At 57.3% G+C, this 26,460-nt stretch carries 29 protein-coding genes; 9 read left to right on the top strand and 20 right to left on the bottom strand.

Features of this window, described 5'->3' with window-relative positions; genetic code table 11:
• Nucleotides 1-224 precede the first annotated feature (224 nt).
• The 3 genes from FJ145_06530 (at nt 225) to FJ145_06540 (ending at nt 1,051) form a co-directional block, all read left to right on the top strand.
• Entirely contained in the window at nt 225-362 is a 138-nt protein-coding gene (locus FJ145_06530; protein MBM4261085.1) for a redoxin domain-containing protein, read from the top strand.
• Nucleotides 363-371: 9 nt separating this feature from the next.
• Nucleotides 372-695, top strand: a complete 324-nt coding sequence (locus FJ145_06535) for a redoxin domain-containing protein (protein MBM4261086.1) — start codon at nt 372-374, stop codon at nt 693-695.
• Between the two features lie 116 nt (nt 696-811).
• Nucleotides 812-1,051: a hypothetical protein gene (locus tag FJ145_06540; protein MBM4261087.1), complete on the top strand. Its 240-nt coding sequence runs from the start codon at nt 812-814 to the stop codon at nt 1,049-1,051.
• Between the two features lie 71 nt (nt 1,052-1,122).
• Here FJ145_06540 and FJ145_06545 read toward each other — a convergent pair whose 3' ends face one another.
• From FJ145_06545 to lysW, 6 genes are all read right to left on the bottom strand, one after another.
• Nucleotides 1,123-2,286 carry an acetylornithine/succinylornithine family transaminase gene (locus FJ145_06545; protein ID MBM4261088.1) on the bottom strand — a complete coding sequence of 388 codons (1,164 nt, stop codon included), beginning with the start codon at nt 2,284-2,286 and terminating at the stop codon, nt 1,123-1,125.
• Nucleotides 2,283-3,074 (bottom strand): [LysW]-aminoadipate kinase, encoded by a 792-nt coding sequence (locus FJ145_06550; GenBank protein ID MBM4261089.1) that lies wholly within the window; start codon nt 3,072-3,074, stop codon nt 2,283-2,285. The genes FJ145_06545 and FJ145_06550 overlap by 4 nt, the downstream gene beginning before the upstream one ends.
• On the bottom strand, nt 3,071-3,709 hold the full coding sequence (locus tag FJ145_06555) for a hypothetical protein (GenBank protein ID MBM4261090.1): 639 nt from the start codon (nt 3,707-3,709) through the stop codon (nt 3,071-3,073). The genes FJ145_06550 and FJ145_06555 overlap by 4 nt, the downstream gene beginning before the upstream one ends.
• 131 nt (nt 3,710-3,840) lie before the next feature.
• Nucleotides 3,841-4,890, bottom strand: coding sequence for an N-acetyl-gamma-glutamyl-phosphate reductase (locus FJ145_06560; GenBank protein ID MBM4261091.1), 1,050 nt, complete (start codon nt 4,888-4,890; stop codon nt 3,841-3,843).
• 1 nt (nt 4,891) lies between these two features.
• The gene (lysX, locus tag FJ145_06565) at nt 4,892-5,734 is read right to left on the bottom strand and encodes a lysine biosynthesis protein LysX (protein MBM4261092.1); all 843 of its coding nucleotides are present in this window, start codon (nt 5,732-5,734) and stop codon (nt 4,892-4,894) included.
• 1 nt (nt 5,735) lies between these two features.
• The gene (gene lysW, locus FJ145_06570; GenBank protein MBM4261093.1) at nt 5,736-5,900 is read right to left on the bottom strand and encodes a lysine biosynthesis protein LysW; all 165 of its coding nucleotides are present in this window, start codon (nt 5,898-5,900) and stop codon (nt 5,736-5,738) included.
• Nucleotides 5,901-6,090: 190 nt separating this feature from the next.
• On the opposite strand from lysW, the gene FJ145_06575 reads away from it, so the two are divergent.
• Entirely contained in the window at nt 6,091-6,885 is a 795-nt protein-coding gene (locus FJ145_06575) for a hypothetical protein (GenBank protein ID MBM4261094.1), read from the top strand.
• 77 nt (nt 6,886-6,962) lie between these two features.
• Here the strand turns inward: FJ145_06575 and FJ145_06580 are convergent, their stop codons facing one another.
• The 10 genes from FJ145_06580 to FJ145_06625 form a co-directional block, all read right to left on the bottom strand.
• The gene (locus FJ145_06580) at nt 6,963-7,574 is read right to left on the bottom strand and encodes a DUF1565 domain-containing protein (GenBank protein MBM4261095.1); all 612 of its coding nucleotides are present in this window, start codon (nt 7,572-7,574) and stop codon (nt 6,963-6,965) included.
• Between the two features lie 80 nt (nt 7,575-7,654).
• Complete coding sequence (locus FJ145_06585) at nt 7,655-8,383, bottom strand: PKD domain-containing protein (protein MBM4261096.1); 729 nt, start codon at nt 8,381-8,383, stop codon at nt 7,655-7,657.
• 522 nt (nt 8,384-8,905) lie between these two features.
• Nucleotides 8,906-11,047 carry a ribonuclease R gene (gene rnr / locus FJ145_06590; protein ID MBM4261097.1) on the bottom strand — a complete coding sequence of 714 codons (2,142 nt, stop codon included), beginning with the start codon at nt 11,045-11,047 and terminating at the stop codon, nt 8,906-8,908.
• 13 nt (nt 11,048-11,060) lie between these two features.
• Nucleotides 11,061-11,357, bottom strand: a complete 297-nt coding sequence (locus FJ145_06595) for a DUF4911 domain-containing protein (GenBank protein ID MBM4261098.1) — start codon at nt 11,355-11,357, stop codon at nt 11,061-11,063.
• Between the two features lie 8 nt (nt 11,358-11,365).
• Nucleotides 11,366-14,077, bottom strand: coding sequence for an AsmA family protein (locus FJ145_06600; protein ID MBM4261099.1), 2,712 nt, complete (start codon nt 14,075-14,077; stop codon nt 11,366-11,368).
• Nucleotides 14,078-14,262: 185 nt separating this feature from the next.
• Nucleotides 14,263-15,465 carry a thiolase family protein gene (locus tag FJ145_06605; protein MBM4261100.1) on the bottom strand — a complete coding sequence of 401 codons (1,203 nt, stop codon included), beginning with the start codon at nt 15,463-15,465 and terminating at the stop codon, nt 14,263-14,265.
• Nucleotides 15,462-16,208 (bottom strand): 3-hydroxybutyryl-CoA dehydrogenase, encoded by a 747-nt coding sequence (locus FJ145_06610; GenBank protein ID MBM4261101.1) that lies wholly within the window; start codon nt 16,206-16,208, stop codon nt 15,462-15,464. The genes FJ145_06605 and FJ145_06610 overlap by 4 nt, the downstream gene beginning before the upstream one ends.
• Nucleotides 16,195-17,061: a 3-hydroxybutyryl-CoA dehydrogenase gene (locus FJ145_06615; protein ID MBM4261102.1), complete on the bottom strand. Its 867-nt coding sequence runs from the start codon at nt 17,059-17,061 to the stop codon at nt 16,195-16,197. The genes FJ145_06610 and FJ145_06615 overlap by 14 nt, the downstream gene beginning before the upstream one ends.
• Nucleotides 17,062-17,131: 70 nt before the next feature.
• Nucleotides 17,132-17,911: a 2-(1,2-epoxy-1,2-dihydrophenyl)acetyl-CoA isomerase gene (locus tag FJ145_06620; protein ID MBM4261103.1), complete on the bottom strand. Its 780-nt coding sequence runs from the start codon at nt 17,909-17,911 to the stop codon at nt 17,132-17,134.
• Between the two features lie 141 nt (nt 17,912-18,052).
• Complete coding sequence (locus FJ145_06625) at nt 18,053-18,826, bottom strand: enoyl-CoA hydratase (GenBank protein MBM4261104.1); 774 nt, start codon at nt 18,824-18,826, stop codon at nt 18,053-18,055.
• 110 nt (nt 18,827-18,936) lie between these two features.
• On the opposite strand from FJ145_06625, the gene FJ145_06630 reads away from it, so the two are divergent.
• From FJ145_06630 to FJ145_06640, 3 genes are all read left to right on the top strand, one after another.
• Nucleotides 18,937-19,713: a TetR/AcrR family transcriptional regulator gene (locus FJ145_06630; protein ID MBM4261105.1), complete on the top strand. Its 777-nt coding sequence runs from the start codon at nt 18,937-18,939 to the stop codon at nt 19,711-19,713.
• Between the two features lie 13 nt (nt 19,714-19,726).
• Nucleotides 19,727-20,254 (top strand): peroxiredoxin, encoded by a 528-nt coding sequence (locus FJ145_06635; GenBank protein ID MBM4261106.1) that lies wholly within the window; start codon nt 19,727-19,729, stop codon nt 20,252-20,254.
• A gap of 91 nt (nt 20,255-20,345) precedes the next feature.
• Nucleotides 20,346-21,071: a hypothetical protein gene (locus tag FJ145_06640; protein ID MBM4261107.1), complete on the top strand. Its 726-nt coding sequence runs from the start codon at nt 20,346-20,348 to the stop codon at nt 21,069-21,071.
• Between the two features lie 6 nt (nt 21,072-21,077).
• Here the strand turns inward: FJ145_06640 and FJ145_06645 are convergent, their stop codons facing one another.
• From FJ145_06645 to FJ145_06660, 4 genes are all read right to left on the bottom strand, one after another.
• Nucleotides 21,078-21,959 (bottom strand): deoxyribonuclease IV, encoded by an 882-nt coding sequence (locus FJ145_06645; GenBank protein ID MBM4261108.1) that lies wholly within the window; start codon nt 21,957-21,959, stop codon nt 21,078-21,080.
• 22 nt (nt 21,960-21,981) lie between these two features.
• Nucleotides 21,982-23,601, bottom strand: a complete 1,620-nt coding sequence (locus FJ145_06650) for a DUF885 domain-containing protein (GenBank protein ID MBM4261109.1) — start codon at nt 23,599-23,601, stop codon at nt 21,982-21,984.
• Between the two features lie 269 nt (nt 23,602-23,870).
• Nucleotides 23,871-24,230, bottom strand: a complete 360-nt coding sequence (locus FJ145_06655) for a hypothetical protein (protein MBM4261110.1) — start codon at nt 24,228-24,230, stop codon at nt 23,871-23,873.
• A 7-nt stretch (nt 24,231-24,237) separates the two neighbouring features.
• A complete protein-coding gene (locus tag FJ145_06660) occupies nt 24,238-24,537 on the bottom strand; it encodes a hypothetical protein (GenBank protein MBM4261111.1) in 300 nt (99 codons plus the stop codon).
• A gap of 119 nt (nt 24,538-24,656) precedes the next feature.
• Between FJ145_06660 and FJ145_06665 the strand changes: the two genes are divergently transcribed.
• A complete protein-coding gene (locus FJ145_06665) occupies nt 24,657-25,067 on the top strand; it encodes an EVE domain-containing protein (protein MBM4261112.1) in 411 nt (136 codons plus the stop codon).
• A gap of 42 nt (nt 25,068-25,109) precedes the next feature.
• The gene (locus tag FJ145_06670) at nt 25,110-26,147 is read left to right on the top strand and encodes a methyltransferase domain-containing protein (GenBank protein MBM4261113.1); all 1,038 of its coding nucleotides are present in this window, start codon (nt 25,110-25,112) and stop codon (nt 26,145-26,147) included.
• Nucleotides 26,148-26,460 lie beyond the last annotated feature (313 nt).

Genomic DNA, 26,460 nt, shown 5'->3' on the forward strand with positions numbered 1-26,460 from the left:
ACGAACAGCGGCGCTGACCAGTCGCCGGGTCACCCGCTCGATTATACCGCCCCAAACTGCCGCCCAGCATCCGCGTCTACGTATGTGCCGTTGACCGTCGGTGCGGAACCTTAGAGCGGAGTTATGGAGCGACGCAAATCGTTGAAACCAGCGCAGATATTTGGGTATATTGATCGGGACGTCATCGTCAGACGGCAAATTCTACAAAAGGAGTAAAAGACGGCATGATTGAAGTTGGCAAACAAGCGCCTGACTTCGAGCTGGTGAGTCACTTGGCCGGAACCAAGTTCACCCTCAGCCAGTTCAAAGGTCAGAAAAACGTCATGTTGGTGTTCTATCCCCTGGATTGGACTCCCACTTGAAGCAGGGAGGTGCCTGGACTCGAAGCTCTGAAGAGCGATTTCCAGGCCTGTGACACCCAAGTTTTGGGTGTGAGTATCGATAGCAGATTTTCCCACGACAACTGGGCGAAATCTTTGGGCGGTGTGTCGTTTCCGCTGCTGCAGGATTTTCATCCGAAAGGGGCGATGGCGGAGAAATACGGTGCCTATATGGCTGACAAAGGCATCACCGATCGCGCCACCGTGATCGTCGACAAACAAGGCGCGGTGCGCTACTCGGTGTCGGTCACGCCGGCCGGCGAGCGCAATCCGAAGGATCTTTTGGCGGAATGCCAAAAAGTTAACAAAGGGTAAGCGCATCGAACAAAGAGTTTCTCGCGCAAAGCTCGCAGAGGCCGCAAAGGAATTAAATCGATTCCGAGCATGGCGGCTTTTGCGTTCTTTGCGCGAGACAATCGACGAGTAGCAATATGGCGATGGAACTTTTTTTCTACAACGAATGCGGATTTTCTCAGAGCGTGCTCAACTGCATGGTCAATCTTCATTGCGAAGATAAGATCGTCAAGAAAAATATCCGGGAGAACCCGGACAATGAAAAAGAGTTGATCGACTGGACCGGCGCTAAGACCGTTCCGGTTTTGGTTGTCGATGGCAAGCCGATTAAAGGCTCGGAAGCGATCAATCAGTTTCTTGTGGGGAAGTTTCTGTAGTTGGTATTGGATCAGTGCGCAAAAAGGGGATGGATGACCTCCATCCCCTTTTTTTTGAGATTTGCTTTTGCTTAACTCACTTTTGGCAAGACCGCAGCGACCTTGTCGGCGACGAAATCCAATTCTTCCTTTGATATCGTGAGCGGTGGCAAGAAGCGCAACACCGTCGCGCCCGCCGGCATGGCGAGCACGCCAAGCTCCATCAGCTTGACCAAATAGGGCTGGCCTTTTTCTTTCAAATCCATTCCCACCATCAAACCCATGTGGCGGATCTCGCGGACATTGGCGAATTTTTGTTGGCCGAGTTTACCAATGAAATATTCGCCTTTTTCGCGCGCCTGATCGGCGAGTTTGTTTTCGGTCATAAAATCGATAGCGGCGCTGCCGGCAGCGCAAGCGAGCGGGTTACCGCCGAAGGTGCTGCCGTGTTTGCCCATCGGCGGTTGAATTTTTTCCGAGCAGACAACGGCGCCCATGGGCACGCCGCCTGCGATGCCCTTAGCCAGGCAGAGAATGTCCGGCTGTAGATCGAAGTGCTCGCAGGCGAACATTTTACCGGTGCGGCAAAAGCCGGTTTGTACTTCGTCGATGATCAGAAGAATATTTTTCTCGTCGCAGAGCTGGCGCACCTTGGTGAAATAGTCGCCCGTGCCGGGATGGACGCCGCCTTCGCCTTGTACGATTTCGAGGATAATGCCTGCCGTGTCGTCGGTAATGTTTTCTGTGAGCTTGTCGAAATTGTTGAACGCGACGTATTTGAAGCCCGGCACCAACGGCTCGAACTCTTTGCGATATTCCGGATTGAACGTCGCGGTGGTCGAGCCCAGGGTGCGGCCATGGAACCCGCGCATGGCGGTGATGAATTCTTTTTTCTTGGTGGTGAAGCGGGCGAACTTGATCGCCGCTTCGATGGCCTCCGTGCCCGAGTTGCAGAGAAAAGCACGCGTGAGATTCTTTGGCGTGACCGAAAGCAGCTTTTCCAGGAAACGCGCGCGGGTGTCATTGTAGAGCGTCATCGAGCAGCTGATGAGCAGGCGCGCTTGTGCGGCAATCGCGGCAGCGACGCTTTCGTTACAGTGGCCGACGTTGGCGACGCCGTGGCCGGCAATGCAGTCGATGTATTCCTTGCCGTTCGAGTCCCAGACCTTGGCGCCTTGGCCGCGCACCAAGACCAGATCGCGTTTGGGATAGACGTCGAACTCGTGGTTTTTTTCCAATTCAATGAAGTCAGTCATTGGATCGTCGTTCCCTTTCCCGCCAAAGCGTCTTGGATCGGATGGGCGACGCGGCCGTCGCTTATCAGAATTCTCTGCGCGCCCGATTCGGCGAGCTTCTTAAGAGCGAGCATTTTGCGTTTCATGCGACCTTCGACCTGGGCTTCGCGCGCGTCGAGCTCTAGCTTCGAAATCGTTCTTACCAGTGAGTTTTCGTCTTTGAGATCGTCCATAAAGCCCGGCGCTTCGATGAGCTGAATCACAGTCTCCGCGTGCAGTTCGTCTTGCAGCAGGGCGACAATGTCGTCGTTCTCGGAATTGATCGCGAAGTTGTTTTCGTCGATGATCGGGATGCAGATCACCGGCACGTAGCCGTTGTCCAACAAAAGTGTAATCAGACTTTTGTTGACGGCCTTGGGCTTGCCCGAGAAGTCGCGCATCATGAGGGTCTTTTCATTTTGCCGCACGCGGATGCCTTTGTTGCGCGCGCCTTGCACCAGCTTGCCGTCGAGGCCCGACAGTCCGACGGCGTTGATGCCATGCTGCTGGCAGAGCTCGACGAGTCGCTTGTTCTGGATGCCGGCGTAGCCCATCATGATCGCGTCAATGGCATGCTCGTCGGACAAAACGCTGGAGTAGCCGGAAACCGAAGTGACGGTCTTGGTGGGAAAACCCATTTTCGCAGCGATCTCGTCGCGCACTGCGTTGGCGCCGTGGACGATGAGGAATTTTTCATTCAATGCGGCGAGGTCTTCGACCACGCCTTTGAGATTGTTTTCTTTGCCGCCGCCGATTTTGACGATGATCATGTAACTGCCTGCACGGTGTTGTTTTCAATGGATTGCCAGGCCGCATCGCCCGGCAGCGGATCGGAAGCCACGATCAATGTGCCGTTCTCAGTGGCGCGCCGCATGGTGAAGTAGTCCGGGTCTTCGTTGAAGATGGACGCGACGTAGGCATTGTCCTTATCGGCCAGAATGATGTTCATGGCGCGGATGTATTTCGTGCGCTTGCGAATCAGCTCAGTGCCGCGCTTAAGCGCTTCGAGCATATCGCCATGATCGAAGCGCTTGATGAAATTGAAAATCTTCTCAGCGCCAATGCGCCCCTGCTCGGCGATTTTCACACCGCGCAGCTCGCCGTTAAAAATAAACACGTAGCGATCGTCGTAGAAGGGCATGTTGTTTTCGACGACGATGCCTTCGTCTTTAAAGGCGCTGCGCGCATGGGCGACTAGCAATCGACTGCTGCCAAAGGAGGGAAAATCATCTTCCCAGATTGGTTTAATGTTCTTGTAGTAGCGCCATGCGCCGTTGTCCAGATAGGCGCAGCCCCAGCCGTGGCCTTGGAACTCGCGGCTATTTTTCGCGATGTGGGCGAAGCGCCGCAATTGTTCGGCGATGTCGACGTCGCGGTCTGATTTGACGAGTAGGAGACGGCACATGACTAAAAGATTTGTTCACCACGAAGCACACGAAGATCACGAAGTTCGGAAAACAATAGGCTGAGACCTTCGTGTTCTTCGTGACCTTCGCGGTGAATCATTGCATTTTTGAACATGACGCGACTCTTCGATCAGAGCGGATGAAGCCCAGTGAATTCTAAACCCATGGTTTCATCGAGGCCGTGCATCAAATCAAACGCTTGCACGGCCTGGCCGGCGGCGCCTTTCATCAGGTTATCGATGGCGCTGATGATGACCAGGCGATTTGACTTTGGGTCGCGCTCGAAGCCGATGTCGCAATAGTTAGTCCCGGCGAGCCATTTTGGCTCGGGGTAGCGATGCGTGCCGTCGGCTTCTTTGACGATACGAATGAAAGGCTCGTTGCCGTAGAACTGGCGCAGCGCTTTCCAGATGTCTTTGTCTTCGAGCTTGTCTTTCAGAAATAGGTGCGACGTCGCCAGTGCGCCGCGGACCATTTCGATGGATGTAACAGACATGTGTACTTGATTGGATTCAGCCAGGCCCAGTTCCTGCAGCACTTCGCCGGTGTGGCGATGGCCCGCCGGCATGAACGAACGCACGGCGCCGCTGCGCTCGGGGTGGTGCGACGAAGCGCTGGGTTGATTGCCGCCTTCGCTCGAGCCGACTTTGACTTCGACCACGGTGCGCCCAGGTTCGATCAGGCCAAGCTTGTAAAATGGATAGAGTCCCAAGATTGTCACGGTCGCGTTGCAGCCGGCGCTCGATACCCAGCTCGCTTTCTTCATTTCATCGCGATGGAGCTCGGGAATACCATAGACGAACTTGCCGAGCAGATCGGGGCGCGCGTGCGATTTACCGTACCACTCTTTGTAGGCGCTTTCGGAAGCGAGGCGAAAATCTGCGCTCAGGTCGATGAGTTTTGGCGCGAGCGCTTTGAAGGAATCTATCTTGCCCATGGATTCGCCGTGCGGCAGACAAAGAAACAGCAGGTCACAAGGTTTCAACTCCGCCATCTTGGTGAACTGCAGCGTCGTGCGCTTGCGCAGGTTCGGGTGAGATTTGAAGACCAGTTTGCCGGCGGAGCGTTCGGAGGTGATCTGGGTTACTTCGGCATTCGGATGTCCGAGCAACAGTCGGAGCAATTCGCCGCCGGTGTAGCCTGAGCCGCCGACGATGGCGACTTTAACTTTCTCGGCCATCTTAGTTCTTAGCCGCCTTGAGCACGTAATCGACGATCAACGCCGGAATATTCACGCCGGTGGTGGCGATGCTGTTGCGAAATTCCATCGTGTAATTCACTTCGTTGACCTGTAGACCGTGCTCGGTTTCAAACACATCGATGGCGACGACACCGCCGCCAACGGCGCGTGCGGCGCGCACGGAGAGATCTTTCAATTCATCGGTCAGTGGGCAATTGGTTGCCTTGCCGCCCTGGGCGGTGTTGGTGATCCAGTGCTCGGAATTGCGATAGATTGCCGCGATGCATTCGTCGCCGACGACGAAGCTGCGAATGTCGCGGCCTTTTTTGTCGATATACTTTTGCGCGTAGAAAATCGAATGGTGATAGCTGCCGAGGGTCACTTTATGTTCGAGAATGGTCTCGGCGGCGTCGCGATCGTTTACTTTCGATAACAGTCTGCCCCAGGAGCCGACTGCCGGTTTCAGCACGACCGGATAACCCATCTCTTCCATGGCTTTGACGGTCGAGTCTTCGGTGAAGGCGATGCGCACTTCGGGCTGCGGCACTTTATTTTCCTCCAGCGCGATCGAGGTGAGGATCTTGTCGCCACAGATGGTCGCAACTTTGGAGGTGTTGACGCATTTGACGCCGGCGCATTCGAACAGCCTTAAAGCATGGAGCGCGCGGGAGTGATTGATCGAGCGCTCGATGACGACGTCGTAGTCGAACTTGTCTTGGCCCAAATTGAAGGCGAGCTTGCGATCGTCGATCATCGCCAGCTCGACGCCGGGGCGGCTTTCGAACTCTTTGATCAGCAATTTCTCTTCGGGGCGGATCAGCGAATGGAGAAATCCAACGTTCATGTCACTCGCCCCAATCTTCTTCTTCTTTGGGTGCTTCGGCGAGCACGAACGGATTGACTCCGGTGACTTCAAGCTCGGAGCCGCACTCAGCGCAGGGAATCAATTCTCCTTCGACGGTGTCGTCACCAAGCGTTACTGTGGCGCCGCATACTGGGCACTCGGGCATGCCAAATTCCTCCTGAAAGTTACTCTCCCGTTGTAGTCCTCGAAAATAGCGAGCGCCCGAATCAACGGGCGCTCATGTAGGACCTTCGGGCAGTGTCCGAGCATACATTTTCCGTCGAATCAGCTCAAGTTATGATTGGGCAGCGGCGCGGTTGCGAAGCCAGCAACTGACTATCATAATATTTCGCTAGATGTCTTTCTTAGCCGCCTCTTACAACGTTCTTGCGACAGCCTATGTCGAGCGCGCCTGGTATCCACGCACGCCGGCGCTGCTGCTCAATCCTGCTGCTCGGGTTCCGGCGCTGGTTCAGCATATCGCCCGCCTCAATGCCGATCTTCTCTGCCTGCAAGAGGTCGAGCCGCCGGCGTTGGCGGCGCTGCGGGCGACGCTCATTGGCCGCGGCTACGACTTCCAATATGCGCGCAAACGCAACAACCGGCCCGACGGTTGCGCGATCTTCTATCGGCACAGCTCCTTCGAGCTGGTGGAGAGCCAGACCATCGTTTTCGCCGACGGCGGCGGCAGGGCCGATTCCGGCTACGTGGCGCTAGCCGCGACGTTTCGTTTTGAGGATCGTTTGCTGCAAGTGATCAGCACGCATCTCAGTTGGGATCCGCCCGGCGTGAACTCAGTCGAGCAGCAGCTGGGTTATCGACAGGTGCGCCAATTATTAGCAGAACAAGCGGCGACTGCCCCGCGGGCCGACGGTCTGATTCTCGCCGGTGATTTCAATGTGACCCCTGACAGCGCGCTGGTGCAATCGATCGAGCAGTCCGGCTTGCAGCGGGCGCACCGCGGTCTCGACCGAGCCTACACCTGCAACGTCAACCGCGACGCGCGGGTTATTGACTATATTTTCCACTCCGGTTCTCTAAGGGCCGAGGCGTTGGCGCCCATGTCCATCGACGATCACACGACTCTACCCAACGCCGATCAGCCTTCGGACCACATCGCCATTCTTGCGCGATTTCACTGGCAGAGTTAACCCCAAACCGACAAATACTTCGCTTGTTGTTGCGTTCCGTTGCGGAGACAGCGTTGGGAACGGCATTCCGTAGGGTGTCATGCTGAGCGAAGCGAAGCATCTGCTTGGTCGCCCAACGCAATCGGCAGATGCTTCGCCGTCGGCTCATAAAAGGTGATGCCGTTTTCCCCGGCGTTGAGCACGGTGAGGTTTTCCAGGACGATGTTGGTTCCGGAAGTCGCGCGCACGCCGTTGCGCGCGCTGTTCTGCACGATCAGTCCTTTGACTGTGACGTAGCTGCGGTTGTCGAGCTGCAGCAGCGCATCGGTCGAGCCCATCGCGATGGCCGTGCCGTCAAGAATCGCTTTCTCGCCGGTAAAATTCTCGTAGGTGATTCTCGCATTGGCCGTGCCGCCGTTGGCGAGCCTGATGCGCTCGTTATAGGTGCCGCCGCGGATCAGCACATGATCGCCGGCAACAACCGTGTTTGCCGCCTTTTGGATAGTGCGCCAGGGTTGACTCTGTGTTCCAGCGTTCGCGTCATTGCCCGAGAGAGACACGTAGTACGTCGCAGCCAGGGCGTTGGCGCCGAGCTGCGCGCAGCATAGGAAAACCACAGCCATCAGCCGGACGAAGCGGTATTGGAGTCGGTGCGGCGGCGGACCGCTGTGTGTCGCCGGGTTCCTTTTTGTTAACTGCAAAACTTGCATGGCATAGCTGGTTTTCTGTCGATTCGCCCGCCGCCGGCGGCCGCGAGCGCCTTCAACCTGATATTGATTCCTTGCTCGGTCTAAGTCTTTTGCCCTTTGTGCCAGATGAGTTGGAAAGTGTTGGTAAAAGTATTCGACCCGCCTGGGCCGGTCACCGTAAGACTGGCGGTGTAGGTTCCCGGCGCTGTGTAGCGATGACTCGGATACCTGCTCGTGCTCGTGGCGCCGTCACCAAAGTTCCAGTTCCAGCGGTTAATTTTTCCCTTTGATATATCGGTGAACACGACCGTTAGAGTTTTTCTATTGTTCACGAGAGCGACTTTGAACCGGGCCATGGGTGCCGGCACGGGCAAGGGGATGCTGGCGCGGACTTCCGGCGAAAAAGAACTCTCATTTTGCTTTGAGGGGTCGTAGGCGGTGACAGCGAAATAATAAGTCTCCCCGGGATTCAGGTCGGAGACAACATAGTTGGTTTGATTGCCTACGTCCACCACCTTGGCGTAGTTCCCAGATGTTTGCCCATAGTAAAGCATGTAACCGCCAACCTGCGCCTCGGAGTTGGCCTCCCACTCGAGTGTCACTTGCGCCGCGAAGGAGTTGACGGCACATGTTAACAGCAGAGAAAACAGCGCCGCCAGCGAAATTGGCAGCCGGCATTTGAGGCAAACGAGGGTGGCGCCGTAGTTGGACCGGTTGCGCAAGCAATAGAGCGGTTTTGACCGCGAAGGACGGACGTCGATCATTGTCATTATGTCACTTGTCGAGAATTCTGCGATGAAAGGCCTATCAGCCTTTAGGCCGAAACGCATTCGCCACTTGCACAAGCAACAATTATTCCGCGCGCGAGTGAAAAAAATGCGTCGCACGTTGCTGCCTCCACCGGGGCATTTTGGACTTCAAATGCCGAGTTGAGAAGAGCGAGCGTGGCGCCATGTAGTTTTATTCCATCACCTGATGCGAAGGTTTTTTCGACGCTAAACCGATATGAGGGCGCAGCGCCGCATCGGTCCAAATGAGTGGTTCAACGAAACCGGAGCGATTGTTCCTGGACGTTTTCAGCACGGTCGCAGAGAGCCACAATCAACTTGACTGGCTGTGACGATTTGGTCTATAGCTTCCGCTGTTGGCATAAATTGTCGCGCAGGATATGAACGCATCGGGAGGAAGGAGATCGTTTATGCGAAAATCAGCGGCGGGGATGTTTGGTGGTTTTAGCTAGCAGCGAATTTTGGCCGGCACCTGGGCTCGCGCTTTGCCTGCGGGTTCTCATACCCGCAGGCAAAGCGCGACGAACGATTGTAGCTGCACACGCCGACCCGGCGCCGTCACAGCTACAGCAACTCAAAATCGATCTCACTGCGAAACGCATTGATGCGCGCGACTTTGACCCGCACGTTGTCGCCGAGCCTAAACCTTCGGCCATGGCGCCGGCCTTTGATGAGATATTCTTTCTCGTAATAGTCGTAGTCGTCGTCGGTCAATGACGATAGTTTGACCAGCCCTTCGATGAAGTAATCGTCCAATTCGACGAAAAAACCAAAGTTCGCCAGACTGTTCACGAAGCCGCCGAACTCTTCGCCAAGCTTGCCCATCATGAACTGGGCTTTTTTCAAGTCGACCATTTCCCGTTCCGCGTCCATGGCGTTGCGCTCGCGCTCCGAGGTATGCTTGCCGGCTTCGACAAGATATCGCTCCAGATCGGCTTTCGCGTTCGGTTTCAGTTTCTCGCCGCGCAAGCTGTTGGCGAGCATGCGGTGGACGATGAGATCGGGATAGCGGCGGATCGGCGAGGTGAAGTGCAGGTAGCAGCTCGATGCCAAGCCAAAATGGCCGATATTTTCCGGCTGATAGATCGCTTGTTTCATCGAGCGCAGCAGCACGCGATTCAACACGCGCTCCTCAGGTTTGCCTTTGCACGATTCCAGTAGCCGTTGGATCTCGCTCGGCTTGACCGTTTCCTTGCTGATCGGCAGGCGGTAGCCGAGGCTCAAGAGAAACGGCGCCAGCGCTTCAAGCGCTTCGCGATCAGGTCCCTCGTGGACGCGATAGAGTGTCGGCAACTCTTTTTCAGTCAGATGGCGCGCCACCGCTTCGTTGGCGGCGATCATGAACTCTTCGATGATGCGGTGCGCGATGTTGCGCTCGGCGCGGACTATGTTTTCCGGCGCGCCCTGGAGATCGAGAACGATCTCCGCTTCGGGCAGATCGAAATCCAAGTTGCCGCGCGCCTTGCGCGTCTCATAGATCCGCAAGGCCAACTCTTCCATCAGTCTGAATTGATCGACCAAAGGGGCGTAGCGCTCCAGGCAGGCGGGATCGTTGTCGACCAGAATGCGGCGCACATCGGTGTAGGTCATGCGCTCATGGCTGCGAATGACCGAGTTGAAAAAACGGCTGGCCGTGACTTCGCCTTTGGCGTTGAACTCGATCCAGGCGGTTTTCGTCAAGCGGTCTTCGCGCGGGTTCAAGCTGCAGATGCCGTTGGACAACGCTTCGGGTAGCATGGGAATCGCCCGGTCCGGGAAATAGACGCTGGTGGCGCGGGCGTAGGCTTCTCGATCGATGGCGGTCTCGGGACCCACGTAGTAGGCGACGTCGGCGATGGAGACAAACAGCTCATAACGGTGGTCCGTCTTGCGCACGAAAACCGCGTCGTCAAAGTCGCGCGCGTGCTCGCCATCGATGGTCACGATCGGCAAGGCGCGCAAGTCTTCGCGGGCGGCGAGCTCCGCCGCATCGATCGCGAAGGACGCTTGCTTCACTTCGCGATCGACTTCCTCGGGAAAGCTCGCCGACAGGCCAAAACGAAAGACGATCGACTGGGTTTGCACTTCGGGATCGTCGGGATCGCCGATCACTTTGACGAGCGTCGCCTCCGGCGGCGACATCGCGGTGCCGTAGCGGGAAATCTCCACCGCAATGATCTTGCCTGAGTCCGGCTTGAGGGCGCCGGTTTTTAGCGGCATGGCACCGATGCGCGTGTCCATCGGCACCAGATAGCTTTTGCCGGCAATCTCTTCGTAGCTGCCGAGCAGGCGCTGCAGGCCGCGCTCGGTGATTTGCACGATATGGGCTTCGCTGGCGCCGCGTGCTTTGCGATCGAGGCGCACCATGACCCGGTCGCCGTGCATGACCCGGCGCATTTCCCGGCGGTTCAGGTAAACGTCATCGCTGTCTTTGTTATCGGGAATTAGAAAGCCATAGCCGTCCGGATGGGCGTGAACTCTACCGGTGAGCAGATTCTGGCTATCGGGCAGGCCATAGTGATTTTTCTTAAGCCGCACCATGCGGCCGGCGCGGCAGAGCTCGCGCAGGGCGTCTACGATATTCTGCAATTCATGATTGGCGAAACCGGCGCGCCGTTGGATTTCCGCCGGCGTCAACCGCGTGCGCGGTTTCTTGGCAAAGAGCGCAAGAATGCGCTCTTGCGCTCCTGCGGCGGGAGCGTTGGGTTGGGTGGATTTTTCGGTCATCAAAAAACGTCGCTCAGGCTGTGGATTCGGAATCGTCCGGGGTATTGTTGGCCGGTTCGAGCTCGAGCATCAACCAATCGTCGGTCTTTTCGGCGGGACGCGGAATGACCCGAATGGAGATTTCTTTCTCAAGTGAGCTAATGATCTGGCGCGCCACCTCGAGGTAGGCGGGCATGGTCAACAGGACGATCACGGCCTGCTTGCGATACACCGTGCGAATGATGCCCACCTCTTCGTAAGATTCGATCACGAACTTCACGTAGGCGACATTTTTCGGGTCGGTTTCGAGGTAAATCTCGTGCAAATCCATATCCGGTCCTAGCGCAACATCTCTTCAAGCGAGCGTGGCAGCCACTCGTCTTTCTTCTTTTCGGCGCCTTTTTTTTCCTCGCTGCCGCTTGAGCCGCCGCGGACTCCCGTGCCCCAACGCAAAGCCTGGGCTAAAGCGCGATTCTCCGGGCGAATACGGAGGTTGGGCAGCGTGCCGTCAACGCGGAACGCGATGGCGAGCCGGCCGCGCCGATCGACAAAATAACGCAGCATCTTGTATTCCCGCTGAAGCTCCTGGGTAAGACTCGGCGAAAGCACCAATAGTCCGTTCCAACGGGTGCTGCGATCGGTTGCCACCCAGCCGGCGCCGGTAATGGTGTAATTGGGCGTCGCCAGTATCAAGTCGTCGCTCGACAGCCGTTGCGCGCGCCATTTGAAGCTGCCCTTGAAGGAGTCAAAAACCGTCTCGGGGCGTTCGACCAAAGCTTGTAGACCGGCAGGGAGCCGTGACGACGGCGTGCCACGGTTGCCGTGGCCAAACAGTTGGGCGACCAGGTTGAAGTTTTTAATCAGACCCTTGTTGATGAGCACTTCGCCGTCGCCGGTGAAAGGGTGCTCAGCACTGGATTCCATCGGATAGCCGCCGGCCAGGCGGCCGCGAAAATCGAGCCGGCCGGCAACTCGGGTTTTGAGGCGGGGAAACTTCTGTTCGAGCAAAGCGGTTAGGTCGACGGACTCCAAGCGCGGCGACCACTCGACGATTTGGCTGCCGTCGCGGTTACTCGCCCAGGTGCCGACAGCTTGCACGGTGCCGCCAAGCGTGCGCAGCGAAAGCTGCCTGACCCGTGTGCCCTGCGGTGACCAAACCAATTCCGCGCGCAAATCTTGAAAGGGTAAGTCCTCCAGAGTTCCCCCTGACGAGTTGACTGTTGCGCTTAGCGCTGGCGTGGCGTTTTGCCATTCAAAATTGCCATCGGCAACGAAGTTTCGGAGCAGATTTGCATGATTTGCAAACAGCGGCGCAAAGTCGGCGGCTTGGATGGCCTGGGCGCGCGCCCGAAAGGCCCCACGCAGTTCGGTTAAATCGACCAGGGTCACATCGAGGGCCAAAGGCGAGGCGCCGTAGCGCAACGTGACATTGTCCGCGCGAGCTTGGTCGCCGGTGAAATGGACCGTGCCATTGACGGCTTGCAAGGCTTGCCCCCTCTGCTTGGGGCGCAAGGCGGCGTCGTGTAATTGCAGTGTGCCGCGTAGGAGCCAAGGGTTGTCGCTGTTGGCCAAATCTTTGTTGAAGCGTAAATCCCAACTTGCCGCGCCGCTTGCCGAATGGTCCGGCTGGGGTTCTAAGAAAGCAATCAGCGCGGCGATGTCGCTGCGGCTTTCACTGGCGCGCAGCGCGACGGCGTCCGACGCAATGTGGCCGGTGAGCGTGGTCGCGAACCCGCCGACGTAGAGTCTTGAGTCGTGCACAACCACGTCATCTGCGCGCCGGGCAAATTGCCCTTGCCAAAGAGCGCGGGTTCCGGCGGGTTTTTTCAAGTGGTGCGCGTAGCTGAGCTCGGCGGCGCCAGCGTCGATGCGCGCGCCCACGCGCAAGAAACGCCAACTCCCGGCAAGGTTGCTACTGACGCCGATGGAACCGCTGGCTTGGAAGCGCTGTGAGAAAACATTCTTCAGATAGCTGAGGCGACGCAGCTGGGCGATATCGATGCCCGGCATTTTTACGGTGCCCGCAACCTCAGAGCCGGCCCAATCGCGATCGGCGGGAATCTTTACCGTTCCTTGAGCAATCGCATTGTACTCGGTGGCGCCGAAGAGCGGCACTTTCAGCAGCACCTCATTCAGGATCGGCGCTCGCAATGTCCCAGTCAGGCGCGCCCGCAGGGTGGACGGTGCCGTGATGCCGAGCTCCGAGAGCAGGTTGTCCTTGAGCCCGGGCAGGGCTGCTACCACGAGGGGCAAGTGCAAAGAATCGAAGCGCAGGTCGAGATCGAGCTGGCGCTCGGTCCAGAGTTCCGGTTTGGGCGGCGCACTTACGCTGCCCTGGATGGTGATGTCCTGAGTGAGGCCTCCGGTGAGGGCACCGGTAATTTTTACGCGCATCGGGCTGGCGACGCCCAGGCCAGTGGCATGCATCTGCACGTTTCTAATTTGCAACGTCGCCGCCGAGCTACCGGAGCGGTCAACGCAATAGAGCTGTCCATCGACGATTTGCACGCTGCGGATGGTGAAATTGACGCGATCGCGGAGCTTTTCCGGCCCCGGCGCGGCGATGCGCGGGAACGTGCTCAAGGCTTTCTTACGTTCCACCAGCGCAGTTACGTTCACAAGGCCGTTCTCGTCGGCGATAACTTGAAACTCCGGCCCGTCAAGCGCAAGGGAATCGATGACCAACCGGCCTCGGGCCAGGTCGAGCAAGCTCAAACCCAGATGCAGCGCGCGGGCGCGCAAAAACGGCGTGGCGGCGAAGCGGCGGTCGTCGTCGATGCGAAATTCCTTGGCGACAAAGCCGAGCCCGCCCCACAGGGTTGCTTCCAAACTGTCGAAGTTGACGTCCTTGCCGAGAATGCGGTGCAATTCCTGTTGGACGGTGTCGCGGTGGCGCGCCGCCAGATTGTCAAAGACCTGCAGCAAAACAAAGCAAGCGCCAACCAATAGCAGCACCCCGAGCAAAAGATGTCTGCGATAACGGCCCACGGCGCGCAGCAGCAACGGCAAGGAAAATCTGCGTGTCGTAAATGGGGCCACGATCGGATTCATAGGGGGTTAAAGGCGAGGCCAAGCACACCGTCCCAGGGGCGAACCAATGTCGCGCGCTGATGGTTTGGACCAGGAGAGCAGGCGGTTACGTCGGTCCTGTCGATGTCGGGACACAACGTCAGTGTACAGCGGAGCCTGAGAAGGGCAAGACCTTCAAGGTTTGGCGGATTTTCTGAAGCTATAGGCTAGTTCACGCGCTCGACGATCGTGGCGATCCCTTGGCCGACGCCGATGCACATGGTGGCCAGGCCATAGCGGCTGCCGCGCTTTTGCATCTCGTGCACCAACGTCGCCATCATGCGCGCGCCGCTGCAGCCGAGGGGGTGGCCCAAGGCGATGGCGCCGCCATTGACGTTCAACTTGTTCAGGTCGATGCCGAGCTCGCGGCAGCAGGCGAGGACTTGAGAGGCGAAGGCTTCGTTCAACTCGACGAGATCGATTTGATCGATGGTGAGGCCGGCGCGTTTGAGCGCTTTCTGGGTGGCCGGGATGGGGCCGATGCCCATGTAGTTTGGATGGACACCGGCGGCGGCCGAGGCGACCACGCGGGCCAGCGGTTTGAGTTTCAACTGCTCGGCTCTTTGCGGCGAGGTGACCAACAACGCGGCGGCGCCGTCGGACAGCGGCGATGAATTTCCGGCGGTCACGCTGCCGCCTTTTTTGAAGGAGGCCGACAGCTTAGCGAGAACCTCCAATGACGTATCGGAGCGTGGGTTCTCGTCTTTGTCATGCACCAAAGTTTTGCCGTTGCGCTGCGGAATTTCAAACGGAATCATCTCTTCTTTGAAGCGCCCGGCTTGCTGTGCCGCAATGGCTTTTTGGTGACTCGCCAACGCGAGCTTGTCCTGGTCTTCGCGGCTGATGTTGTATTTCTCGGCGACGTTTTCGGCGGTCTCGCCGTTGTTGATCAGCGAATAGAGCTCGCCCATGCGTTTGTTGGGAAAGCGCCAGCCGAGCGAGCTGTCGAACATGTTGATATCGCCGCGCTGAAATGCATTGGCCGGTTTGCCCATGACCCATGGGCCACGGGTCATGCTCTCGACGCCGCCGGCGACGTACAAATCGCCATTCTCGGTTTCGATCGAGTGCGCCGCCTGATTGATCGCTTCGAGGCCGGAGCCGCACAACCGATTCACCGTTGCGCCAGGAATCGTGTAGGGCAGCCCGGCGAGCAGCGAAGCATTACGCGCCACGTTGCGGGAGTCTTCGCCGGCCTGATTGGTGCAGCCGAAGTAAACGTCCTCGATCTGCTCTTTGTCGATGCCGGTCTTCTCGACCATTTTCGCGATCACGTAGGCAGCGAGATCATCGGTGCGAACGTCTTTTAAGATGCCGCCGTGGCGGCCCATGGGCGTGCGCACGGCTTCGACAATGACGGCTTCTTTCATGGTTTCACCTGAGTTTCATTATAGCTGTAGAATCCGCGGCCGCTAGTCTCGCCCAAGAATCCGGCCGTGACCAGCCGTTTGAGCAGCGGCGCCGGGCGGTAGCGATCGTCGCCGGTTTCGCCGAGCAAGCCTTCTAAGACCGCCAACACTTCGTCGAGGCCGATCTGATCGGCCCACTTGAGCGGTCCCTGAGGGTAATTCACGCCGAGGCGCATGGCGACGTCGATTTCTTCGGCCGACGCCACGCCTTCTTCGAGGGCGCGCGCCGCTTCGTTGATGATCAAACTCAAAATGCGCGGGAAGGTTAAGCCGGCGGTGTCCTTGACCAGAACGGTTTCCTTGCCCAGAGATTTGAAAATTTCCGCGGCACTGCGCGCTGTGCTTTCGCTGGTGCGCAGGCCGCGCGCCAACTCGACGACCTTGCGATCTTTCAATGGATAAAAAGTCGCGAAGCCGATAAGGCGCTCAGGCTTTTTGATCCACGATGCCAACTCGGTGACGCCGAACCCTAAGCAGGAACTGACGATGACCGCATTGGCGGGTAGAAAGTCGTCAAGCTTTTGCAGCAAGGCCTTCTTACGATCTCGATCGCCGGCGCAGGTTTCGATGACCAAAGGGGTCGTCGGCTCTAAATCGGCTGCGTTGGCCGAGAAGGCAGCCTCGAGGTTCTTTTCTTTGCAGGCCGCGGCGAGATCCTGGGCCAACCGGCTGTTGCCGACGATGGCGAGATTACTTTTTGGCATAGACGTAAAAACCGCGGCCGGTCTTTCTCCCCAGGTTGCCGCCGAGCACCATGCGCTGCTGGATCGGGCTCGGGCGAAAGCGCGGGTCCTCAAAAAACGAACGGTAGAGCGATTCCGTCGCGGCGAAATTAATATCGTTGCCGATGAGATCCATTAACTCAAACGGCCCCATGCGGAAATTGCCGGCCTCTTTCATAACCTTGTCGATGTTTTCGACCGAAGCGTCACCGTCGCCCAGGATGCGCAGCGCTTCATTATAAAAGGGCCGGGCGATGCGGTTGACGATGAAGCCAGCGGTGTCCTTGGCGCGCGCCGGGGTTTTGCCGATGGCTTTCATCAGCGCGGTGGCTTTCTCAATCGTTGCGCTGCTGGTGCGATCGCCTTGAATGACTTCCACGAGTGCCATCAGCGGCGGCGGGTTGAAAAAGTGCAGCCCCAGCACGCGTTCCGGGTGCTGCGTGCTGGCAGCGATGGCGGTGACGTTAAACGAAGAAGTATTGCTTGCTAGCAGTGTTTCCACACCGCAAACGGCATCGAGCTGCCGGAAAATATCGCGCTTGAGCTCGAGCTTTTCCGGCGCGGCTTCGATCACCAACGCGCAGCCTTTGCAGTCGTCGAGGCTGGTGGTGAGTTGGAAGCGATCGAGGATTTCTTTCTCTTGTTCCGCGCTCAATTTGCCGCGCTCGCGGCTGCCGGCGAGGAAGGCTTTGATCTTGCCCATGCCGGCATCGATGAATTCCTGTTTGATATCGTAGAGCAGCGTCGGGAAGCCGGCCTGCGCGGCCACCTGCGCGATACCCGCGCCCATGGTGCCGGCGCCGAGGACGGCGATCTTTTCAGTTTTGTTGGCCATAAGATTCTGTTTCGAGTTTCGGGTTTTGGGTGCCGGGTTCAACTCGAAACCCGAAACTCGCAACGCAAAACTATTTGCCGGTAAACACGGGTGTCCGTTTTTCCAAAAATGCTTTGACGCCTTCGTCGTAGTCGGCGCTGCGACCGGCGATCTCCTGCAAGTGTGCCTCGTATTCCAAATCGGAATCGACGTTGGGCAAATTCGCATGATTCACCGCGCGCTTGATCAAACCGATACCGCGCGGCGCCTTGGCGACTTGCTCGGCGATCTGTCTTGCCGACGCGGCGAATTCCACCGTGGGAAACACACGGGCGACCAGACCGATGCGCTGCGCCTCTTTGGCGTCGACGGTGTCGCCAAGCAGCAAAAGCTCCATCGCTTTGCTCAAGCCCACCAGGCGCGTCAGGATGAAACTGCCGCCCGAGTCGGGCGCGAGACCGACGCGCACGAAAGATTGGATAAACTTGGCGTCCTCCGAGGCAACCCGTAGATCGCAGGCCAGGGCAAAGTTGCAGCCGGCGCCGGCGGCGACGCCGTTGACCGCGGCGATGACGATCTTTTCCATGGCGCGAATCTGTTTGATCATCGGGTTGTATTTTTCCCGCAGCGACGCACCGAGCGAGCCTTTTTGATCGGGGGTGCGACCTTTTAAGTCTTGGCCGGCGCAAAAAGCCCGGCCGGCACCGGTGATCATCATACAGCGTACTTCTTTGTCGCGCTCGCCGTCTCTTAGCACGTCGAGCACTTCCTTGTTCATCTGCGGAATGAACGCGTTGAGCGACTGCGGCCGGTTGAGCGTGATGGTGCCGACGCCGTTTTGTTTCTCGTAGAGAATCGTTTCGTAGGCCATGATAGATTAGCTGGATTAACTATTCACCACGAAGGCACGAAGGTCACGAAGTTTCGGGCTGAATATAAATACTTTTTTATCTTCGTGTTATTTGTGTCTCCTTCGTGGTGAGTCATTGTTGGCGCCCGTGAACACAGCGAGCTATCTTCCTTTGAATTCCGGTTTGCGTTTTTCGAGAAACGCTTTCATGCCTTCGCTGCGGTCCTCGGAGGCAAACAGCAAATAGAAAGATTTGCGCTCGTATTCCAAGCCCTCGTCGAGGGGGGCGTTGGCCGACTTCAATACCGCTTCCTTCGCAGCCTTGATCGCCAGCGCCGGTTTGGCGGCGATTTTTTTGGCGATGGTTTTGGCTTCTTCGAAGACTAACTCGTTGGGGACGACCCGATTGACCAAGCCCAAGCGCTCCGCGTCGGCGGCGCTGAGCATATCGCCGGTGAGCACTAACTCCATGGCGCGGTGTTTGCCAAGCACGTGGGTGAGCCGCTGGGTGCCGCCGCTGCCGGGAATGATGCCCAAATTGACCTCTGGTTGACCGAAGCGGGCATTTTCCGAGGCGACAATGATGTCGCAGCTCATCGCGAGTTCGCAGCCGCCGCCGAGGGCAAAGCCGTTGACGGCGGCGATGACCGGCTTGGTAATCTTGTTTATCTTGTCACGGTAAGCGAGGCGTTCGAGCACGGGCGCATCGAAGGGACCTTTGCCGGCCATTTCTTTAATGTCGGCGCCAGCAGCGAAAACTTTTTCGCCACCGGTGACGACGATGACGCGAATATCCGCGTCGGCATCCAGTTCCTGCATCGCCAACGACAAATCTTTGACCAATCCGTAGGAAAGCGCGTTCAATGCTTGCGGGCGATTGAGGGTGACAACGCCGATGGCGCCGTCTTTTTCAACGATGACGTTTTCGTAACTCATGGCGTAAGCGTTCTAAGACATACACCAAGGGTATGGGTGATTCAAGAAATGCTGGGAAGACTTTCACCACGAAGACACGAAGGCCACGAAGGAAAAAAAGAAGATGATTTTTGTCCGAACTTCGTGTCCTTGGTGCCTTCGTGGTGAAATTAGAATTCGGCTCGTTGACAGCCCAACGCTTTGCCAATATCTTTTTTGCGATGTCCAATCGGGTTGAACCGGCGACTCGTCATCACGACGAAAAGCTTCAAGACATTCTGAAAACCTCGGCGCGGATTTTCGCCGAGAAAGGCTTTCACCACACCTCGGTTCGCGATATCTCGCGTGCCACCAAGATGAGTCTGTCCGGGCTCTACTACTATTTTACGACCAAGGAAGACCTGCTCTATCTGATCCAAGAGCGGTGTTTTTTGACGCTGCTGCAGAGTTGGGAGCAGACGCCGCGCGGCGAGCTCGATGTGCGCGCGCGGATTCGTGCTTTTGCTGAGAATCATTTGAATTTCTTTCTGCACAACATGCATGAAATGAAAGTCATGGCCCATGAAGACGAGTCGTTGACCGGTGACTTCGACGATAAGATTCTCGTGCTCAAGCGGCGCTACGTCAAAGTGATCATGGATTTGATCGGCGAGCTACAGGCGCAGGAAGGCGCGCAGGGGATCGATTTGCGCGTCGCGACCTTTGCGCTGTTTGGCATGATGAACTGGATCTACACCTGGTATCAGCCGCGGCGCGATTTGCCGTTTCCGCAGTTGATCGAGCAAATGCTGCGTATCTATTTTTTTGGCGTGCTGCAGGGCGGCGCGGCGGATGCCCCCTGGTTCGCGGCGGGAGCGGCGATGGCGGACAAAGATGCGTTTTCGCTTTGGCAAAATCATTCATCGTAAGAGGTAGAGCCTAATGTTGCGCATCGGCGAGAAAGCCCCTGAGTTGAATCTGCAAGGCGTTGCGAACGGCAAAGTCGCAAGCTATTCGCTGCGCGGGTTCCAAGGAAAATGGCTGGTGCTGTTTTTCTACCCCGCCGATTTCACATTCATTTGTCCGACCGAAGTGACGGGCTTTAGCCAATTGGCCAGAGAGTTTCGCGCCGAAGGCGCGGAAATTCTCGGTGTCAGCGTGGACTCGATCGAGAGCCACCGCAAATGGGCCGAGGAATTGGGTGGGTTGAACTATCCGCTCTTGAGCGACGAGACGCGAACCTTGAGCCGGTCCTACGACGTGCTCGACGAAAAAGAAGGTGTCAGCGCCCGCGCCACCTTCATCATCAGCCCCAGCGGCGAAGTAAGCTACGTGGTCGTCAGCCACACCAACGTCGGCCGCAGTGTCGAAGAAACCCTGCGCGTCGTCAAAGCGCTGCGCTCCGAGCGGCTGTGCCCGGCGGGATGGAAGCCGGGTGAGGCGACGGGCGACGTGAGCTTGAAATTCTGAGACAAACTCGATTCCAAATTCAAAATTCCAGATTCCCAATCCGAAAATCTTGAATCTGGAATTTGTAATAATTTGTAATCTGTAATTCACCATGGCCGTTTCCCTCGAAGAAAAGAAAGCCGTCATCGAAAGCCGCTCACGCATTCGTGAGCTGGTGTTCGGCGTGCAGGATGGTTTGATCAGCACGGTGGGCTTGCTTGCCGGTGTGCAAGGCGCGACGGAAAGTACGGTGGTCGTTATCATTACCGGCCTGACGGCGATGTTTTCCGGCGCCATTTCCATGGCGGCCGGGTCCTACCTTTCGTCCAACGCGCAGAAAGACATTTTCGACAAAGAGCTGCGCGAAGCGGAGCTCTTGGCCGCGCAGGAACCCTATGTCGCGGCTGAAGGGCTGCTCAAATCGCTCAGCGACGAAGGCCTCTCGCGCGAGCAAAGTTACGGCATCGTCAAGCAGCTCTTACAGCAGGAGCAGGTTTTTCTGAGAACGTTTCAGGAAAAAGTATTCGGTCTTGGCTCGGCCGACATCAACCAGCCGCTCAAAGGCGCGCTGGTCATGGCGGCGTCGTTTATCTCCGGTGCCGTGATTCCGATCCTGCCGTACTTGTTCATCAAGGGAAATCAGGCGCTCTATCTTTCCATCGCGCTGTCGGCGCTCACGCTCTTTGGCGTCGGCTATTTTAAAGGCGTGCTCGCCGCCAAGTCGCCGGTGGCTTCCGGCATGCAATTTTTTTGTATCGCCGTGAGCGCGGCCGGCTTGGGTTATCTAATTGGCTTGGTGGTGCAGTACTTCTTTCCCGGCGTGCAGATTGCCGCGTAGTTGGTCTCAGCCTTTAATCAAGCTTCTGAGCAGCGTCAGATTCTCGCGGTCTTCTGTTAGCTCTTTGTCCTTCGGTGTTTCTAGGCACATCGGCAAGCCCCAGAAGCGTGGGTCGTTCATCAGCAAGCGAAACGCTTCGACGCCGATGAAGCCTTTGCCGATATGTTCGTGGCGGTCGACCCGCGAGTGAAAGTCTTTTTTTGAATCGTTTAGGTGAAAGGCGGCGAGGCGATCGAGGCCGATGGCTTCGTCGAATTCGGCAAATGTCCGCTCATAGCCTTCTTTAGTGCGAATGTCATAACCGGCGGCGAAGGCATGTTCGGTGTCGAAGCAAATGCGTATGCGGTCGCCGGCTTTCGTCGCGTCGATGATCTTGCCCATGTGCTCGAAGCGGTAACCGACGTTGGAACCTTGGCCGGCGGTGATCTCCAAAGTGACCTTGACGTTGAAGCCTGGGCAGGCCTTGTGCACTTCGTCGAGCGACTGGGCGATGGTCTTGATCCCTTCCAACTCGCCGGCGCCGACGTGAGCGCCGGGGTGGGCGATGAGATTCGACACGTTCAAGGTCTCGCAGCGCTCCATCTCGTCGATGAACGCGCCGATCGAGCGCTTGCGCATGGCGCTGTCCGGCGAGCCTAGATTTAACAAATAGGAATCGTGCGCGACGATGGTATCGATGCCGGTTTCTTTGCGGTTGATTGTGAATTGATCGATTTCGTCTTTGCCCAGCGGCTTCGACGCCCACTGGCGCGACGATTTGGTAAAAATCTGGATGGCATTGCAGTCGACCTTCTTGCCGTCGAGCAGCGCATTGCCAACGCCGCCGGCGATGGACATATGGGCACCGAGCAGCGGGCCTTTCTTCTTCGGTTTGGTGGAATTCGCCATTGGTGAGCGGTCCCCTCGCGCCTCAAGCCACCTGCCGCGAAAAATGTCGTCTTTCGACGAGCGGCAACGAGATGCTGCCGGCGCTCAACAGCTTGTCGTGAAATTCGCACAAGTCGAATTTGCTGCCGAGGCGCTGACGTTCCTGTTCGCGCAGGCGATTGATAATCGACCAGCCGAGCGCGTAGCCCATCGGCACGGCCGGTGACTGGCTGTACCAGTTCAAATCGCCGCAGGCTTGGGCGCGGGGAAAATGCAGCTCGCGCGTCATCAAGTCGGCGGCTTCGTCGTAGCTAAGTCTGCCGGTTTGGGTTTTGACGTCGATGATGATGCGAAGGGCGCGCCAGAGCCGGTCTTTGAGCATGACGAAGCGGTGCTCTTTGGATTTTAGAAATCCTTGCTCTTGCATGAGCTGCTCGCAATAGAGCGCCCAGCCTTCGTAGAACACCGACGACTCGTTCATTAGCCGCGGCAATGTCGCCGCTGCCGCTGTGCAGTTGGCGATGGAAAACTGCAGGTGATGGCCGGGGTAGCTCTCGTGCACCGAAGTGTTCTCCAAGCCGACCCAGTTGTGCTCGCGCAGCAAATCGCCATCGGCGGCGGGCGTGACGTAGTAGTAGCCCACCTGGTTGGGATCTTTCGGCGACGGCGACATATAAGCCGCAAACGGAATCTCGTGGCGGCGAAACACCGGCGTGTTCACCACATGCAGCTCTTCTTTGGCGGGGAACGTGACCAGCTTGTTGGCGCGGACAAATTCCCGCGCGGCTTTCATCGCCTTGTCGTAGGCCGATAGAAGGTCGTCGCTGCTTGGATGGTGCTCCTGAATTTTTCGCGCTGCCTCTTCGATACCTCTGCCGGGCGCGAGCTCTTGCGCTAGCGCTTGGAGCTCGCGTTTGGTCTTGGCGAATAATTCTTCGCCGAGCGCAAGCAAGCTGTCGGCATTGTAATCGAGAAAGTGTTTCTGTTTGAGCAGTAAATTGAAATGCTCGGTACCGACGGCGTAAATGCCGCTGCTGCGAGGTAGAAGGTCGCGTTCGATAAACGCGACGTAATCCTGGATCGCACTTTTGGCCTTGTCGATGGCACTGTGCAGCGCGGCCTTGTCCGGCACCCCGGCGGCGACTTTGGGATGTTCAGGGAGGCTGTCGAGAAACGTGATGCCGCCGTTGGCGCCTTCGATGGCGTTCTCAGTCCAGAGTTTGGGCGGGTTGGCGTCCTTGCGGCCCAGGTTGGTGATGCCCTGCTCGATGACCGCGGGAATGCGATTCAACCGGCTCAATAAATTGCCCGGCAAATCATTGGTCTCGCGCACCGTCAGAATGTAGATCGCGTCAGTCGGCACATAGGTGTCGGGCCATTTGAGACGATAGTCTTGCTTGTTGTGCTCGTAGTTCTGAATCGTCAATTTGCCTTGCAGCAGCGCATGATCGATGGTCTCGTCGGCGCTGAGATCGCCGGTTGGAATCTGCCGGAGCGTGTTGAGCGACTCCTCGACGAAGGCTTTCTCGGCGAGATAGGCCGCGTCGGAATAGTCGTTCAACAGGTGGTCGTATCCTGCGATGCCGTAATAGATGGCATCGGTGGGATGGAGGTCGAAATAGCGCTTGAAGTACGAAGCGCAGAAATCACTGAATTGGGACATAGTATAGTTCCTAGCTTAGACTGTTCGCAGCATGAGCGCGATCGAGGCGAAACCCTTCCGGAGCAAAGGCAACAGGGCATTGCATCAACGCCGCGATGTAGGGGCGACCGGCGGTCGCCCTGCTCTGCGAATCGCAGTGGAAAGGTCGAAGAGATCCCAAGCATCGGCGAATCAAACCGAACGATCTACGCTGATGCCTCCGCTCCTCCAGAGTTCCACTTCGATCGACACAGTGTCATGGGTTTTCCCCGTCGCATGAATAATTCGGGCTAGGGAGTCAGCTGCACCTTGTCGATGAAATATTCGGTTTCGCCGAAGCAGGAGCTCGGCACGCCTTTGTGCTGCGCATAGCTGAGCGTAACGCGCTTGCCCATACTGTCCATCAGTCGTTTGGCCACTATGTCGTCGCGCACGGAAAAAAGAAACTTCTCCGGAATGGCGCCGGGCACTGTGGTTAGCAAGAGCTCGCCCTCCCAGGTTTTGCAGATCCAGCCCTTCTTGGAAAATTTCTGAATGAACCCAGCTCGTTCGCCAGTGGAGTAGGACCAATTGAGCGTAACCCAAGTGTAAGCAGCGGCCAAGCCTACTACAATAGCAAAAAACGACAGCAAGCCGACGATGACTTTCATGATTTATTTATTCCTCAGTCACGGACTCGACGAAATATTGCTCGACCCGCGCTATGAGGCGCGCCGGGTCCGGAGATAAACGGCGTCGTTCGTCGGACTGGTAGAAGGCCTGGTTGTTGGCCTGCCAGTTCGCCGCGTCGTCGTGGCTTAAGAACCAGACAAACTGATTGGTTGCCGCCACGGTCCAGCCGCCGTCGACGCGAAAGCCGAACTTTTGCCGCAGCGGCTTGATGTGATCGCGCCATTCGGTGGCGAACTCCTGCAAGGCGCCGCGATTGATCGTGTAGATATGCAGCTCAGTGGGCATGATTGGCTCGGATCAGCTAAACGGTAGTCGCTGGATATATAGAATTGGCGTTATCGTCAAGGGATTGTATTGCTAGGGCGTGTCGTTTTATAAACCGAATGCAGGAGGGGTTTGGTAATATGGCAACGCGTTGGTTATTTAAAAGTGAGCCATCGGTCTATTCCTATCAACAATTGGTCAAAGACAAGAAGACCGTGTGGGACGGGGTGGCCAATTTTCTGGCGCTCAAGCATGTCAAGGACATAAAAAAGGGCGAGCTGATTTTTATTTATCACACCGGCGACGAAAAAGCCGCAGTGGGCGTGGCGCGCGCGTTAAGCGGTGCCTATCCCGATCCTGAAAAAGACGACCCGCGGTTGTTGGTGGTCGACGTCGAGCCGGTGCGGGCGCTGGCCAAGCCGGTGACATTGGCGCAAGTCAAAGCCCATCCGAAGTTGAAGAACTTTGATCTGGTCAAGAACTCACGGCTGTCGATGATGAAAGTCACCGACGAGCAGTGGGAGATCATGGAAGAGATGGCCAAGAAATAAATTCAAAATTACAAATTCAAAAATATAAAAGTAGGAAAAAAGATGGCGGACGAACATAAGCACGGACACAAGGGCGAGCATGCACATGGGCATGACCATGGCCACGATCATGGACACTCCCAGTCCCATGGCGAGCATAAGCAGGATCACGAGCCTAAAGCGCATAGCCACGATCACGGCCATGAGCATGAGCATAGTCATGGCGAGCACTCGCATAGTCATGATGCGCATGGCCACGGCCATGGTCACGCGCATGGCCATTCGCACGATCACGGCCATGGACTCGATCATAAGTCGCGCTTTCACGATCCGGCGCACGCGCGAGACTTCGATAGCCGCGGCTTGTCCGACATGCGCACCGACTTGACCGAGAAACTCATCGAAGCGTTGACGCTCAAGGGCGGCGAAGCGATTCTCGATTTGGCCACCGGCACCGGCCGGGTGGCGCGGCCGCTGTCCAAGAAGCTCAAAGGCGGCCGCATTGTCGGCGTCGATGAAGCGATGGCGATGCTCGACGTCGGCCACCACCACAAAGATCCGATCGAGCATTATGAACAGTCCGCCGGCCAGGCGGACAAGCTGCCGTTCAAGACCGGCACCTTCGACCGTGCCTTTGTCTCGTTTAGCTTGCACCATTTCGGCAATCCCGCCGGCGTAGTAGCCGAAGTGCTGCGGGTGTTGAAGCCGAGCGGGCGTTTCGTGGTCGTCGATCCGATCATCGAAGAAGCCAAGGACGCGGTCGATAGCGCGTTGGAGGCCAAGATCAATCAGGTTTTCCGGCGCACCCATGGCGACGGTTTCAAATTTCACACCTCCAGCAGCATTCAACGCTTGCTCTCCAAGGCGGGCTACCGCGTGCCGCGGGTGAATGTGCTTTCCTATTCCTTCAATCAAGAAGGCATGGACGGCATCCCCACCGGGCGCCATTGGCTCGAGGCCGCGCTGGAATTAGAGAAGGAAGCGCCGGAGCTGGCCGAGCGCATGAAGAAAAACTATTTTACCTGGCATTCGCACGGCGATCATGCCCATGTGAAGGGCAGTTTTTCCTACGCCGTGATCACCGGAGTAAAGCCGGCGTAATTAGCCGTCTGGCGTTTAGCGTCTAGGGTTTCGCGTGCTTGGCCACAACGCTAGACCGCAGACGTCAAACGTAATCTGCCAACGGAGTAATTGTGAAGAAAGCCGACTTCCGAACCTTCTACAAAGATGCCCACGCGGTCGAGTGTCTAACTGAGCGGGAAAAAATGCTGATGGGGCTGGCCGTCGCAATCATGCGGTTGTGCGATCCCTGAGTGGAGCGCCGCCTTGCGGACGCAAGGAAAGCCGGCATGACGGAGGAAGAATTGGACGCCGCCGTCGATGTCATCGCCGCCGTCGATGCCGGGGTGTTGCA

The organism is Deltaproteobacteria bacterium, assembly GCA_016874755.1.
Classification (GTDB): Bacteria; Desulfobacterota; Binatia; order UBA9968; family UBA9968; genus DP-20.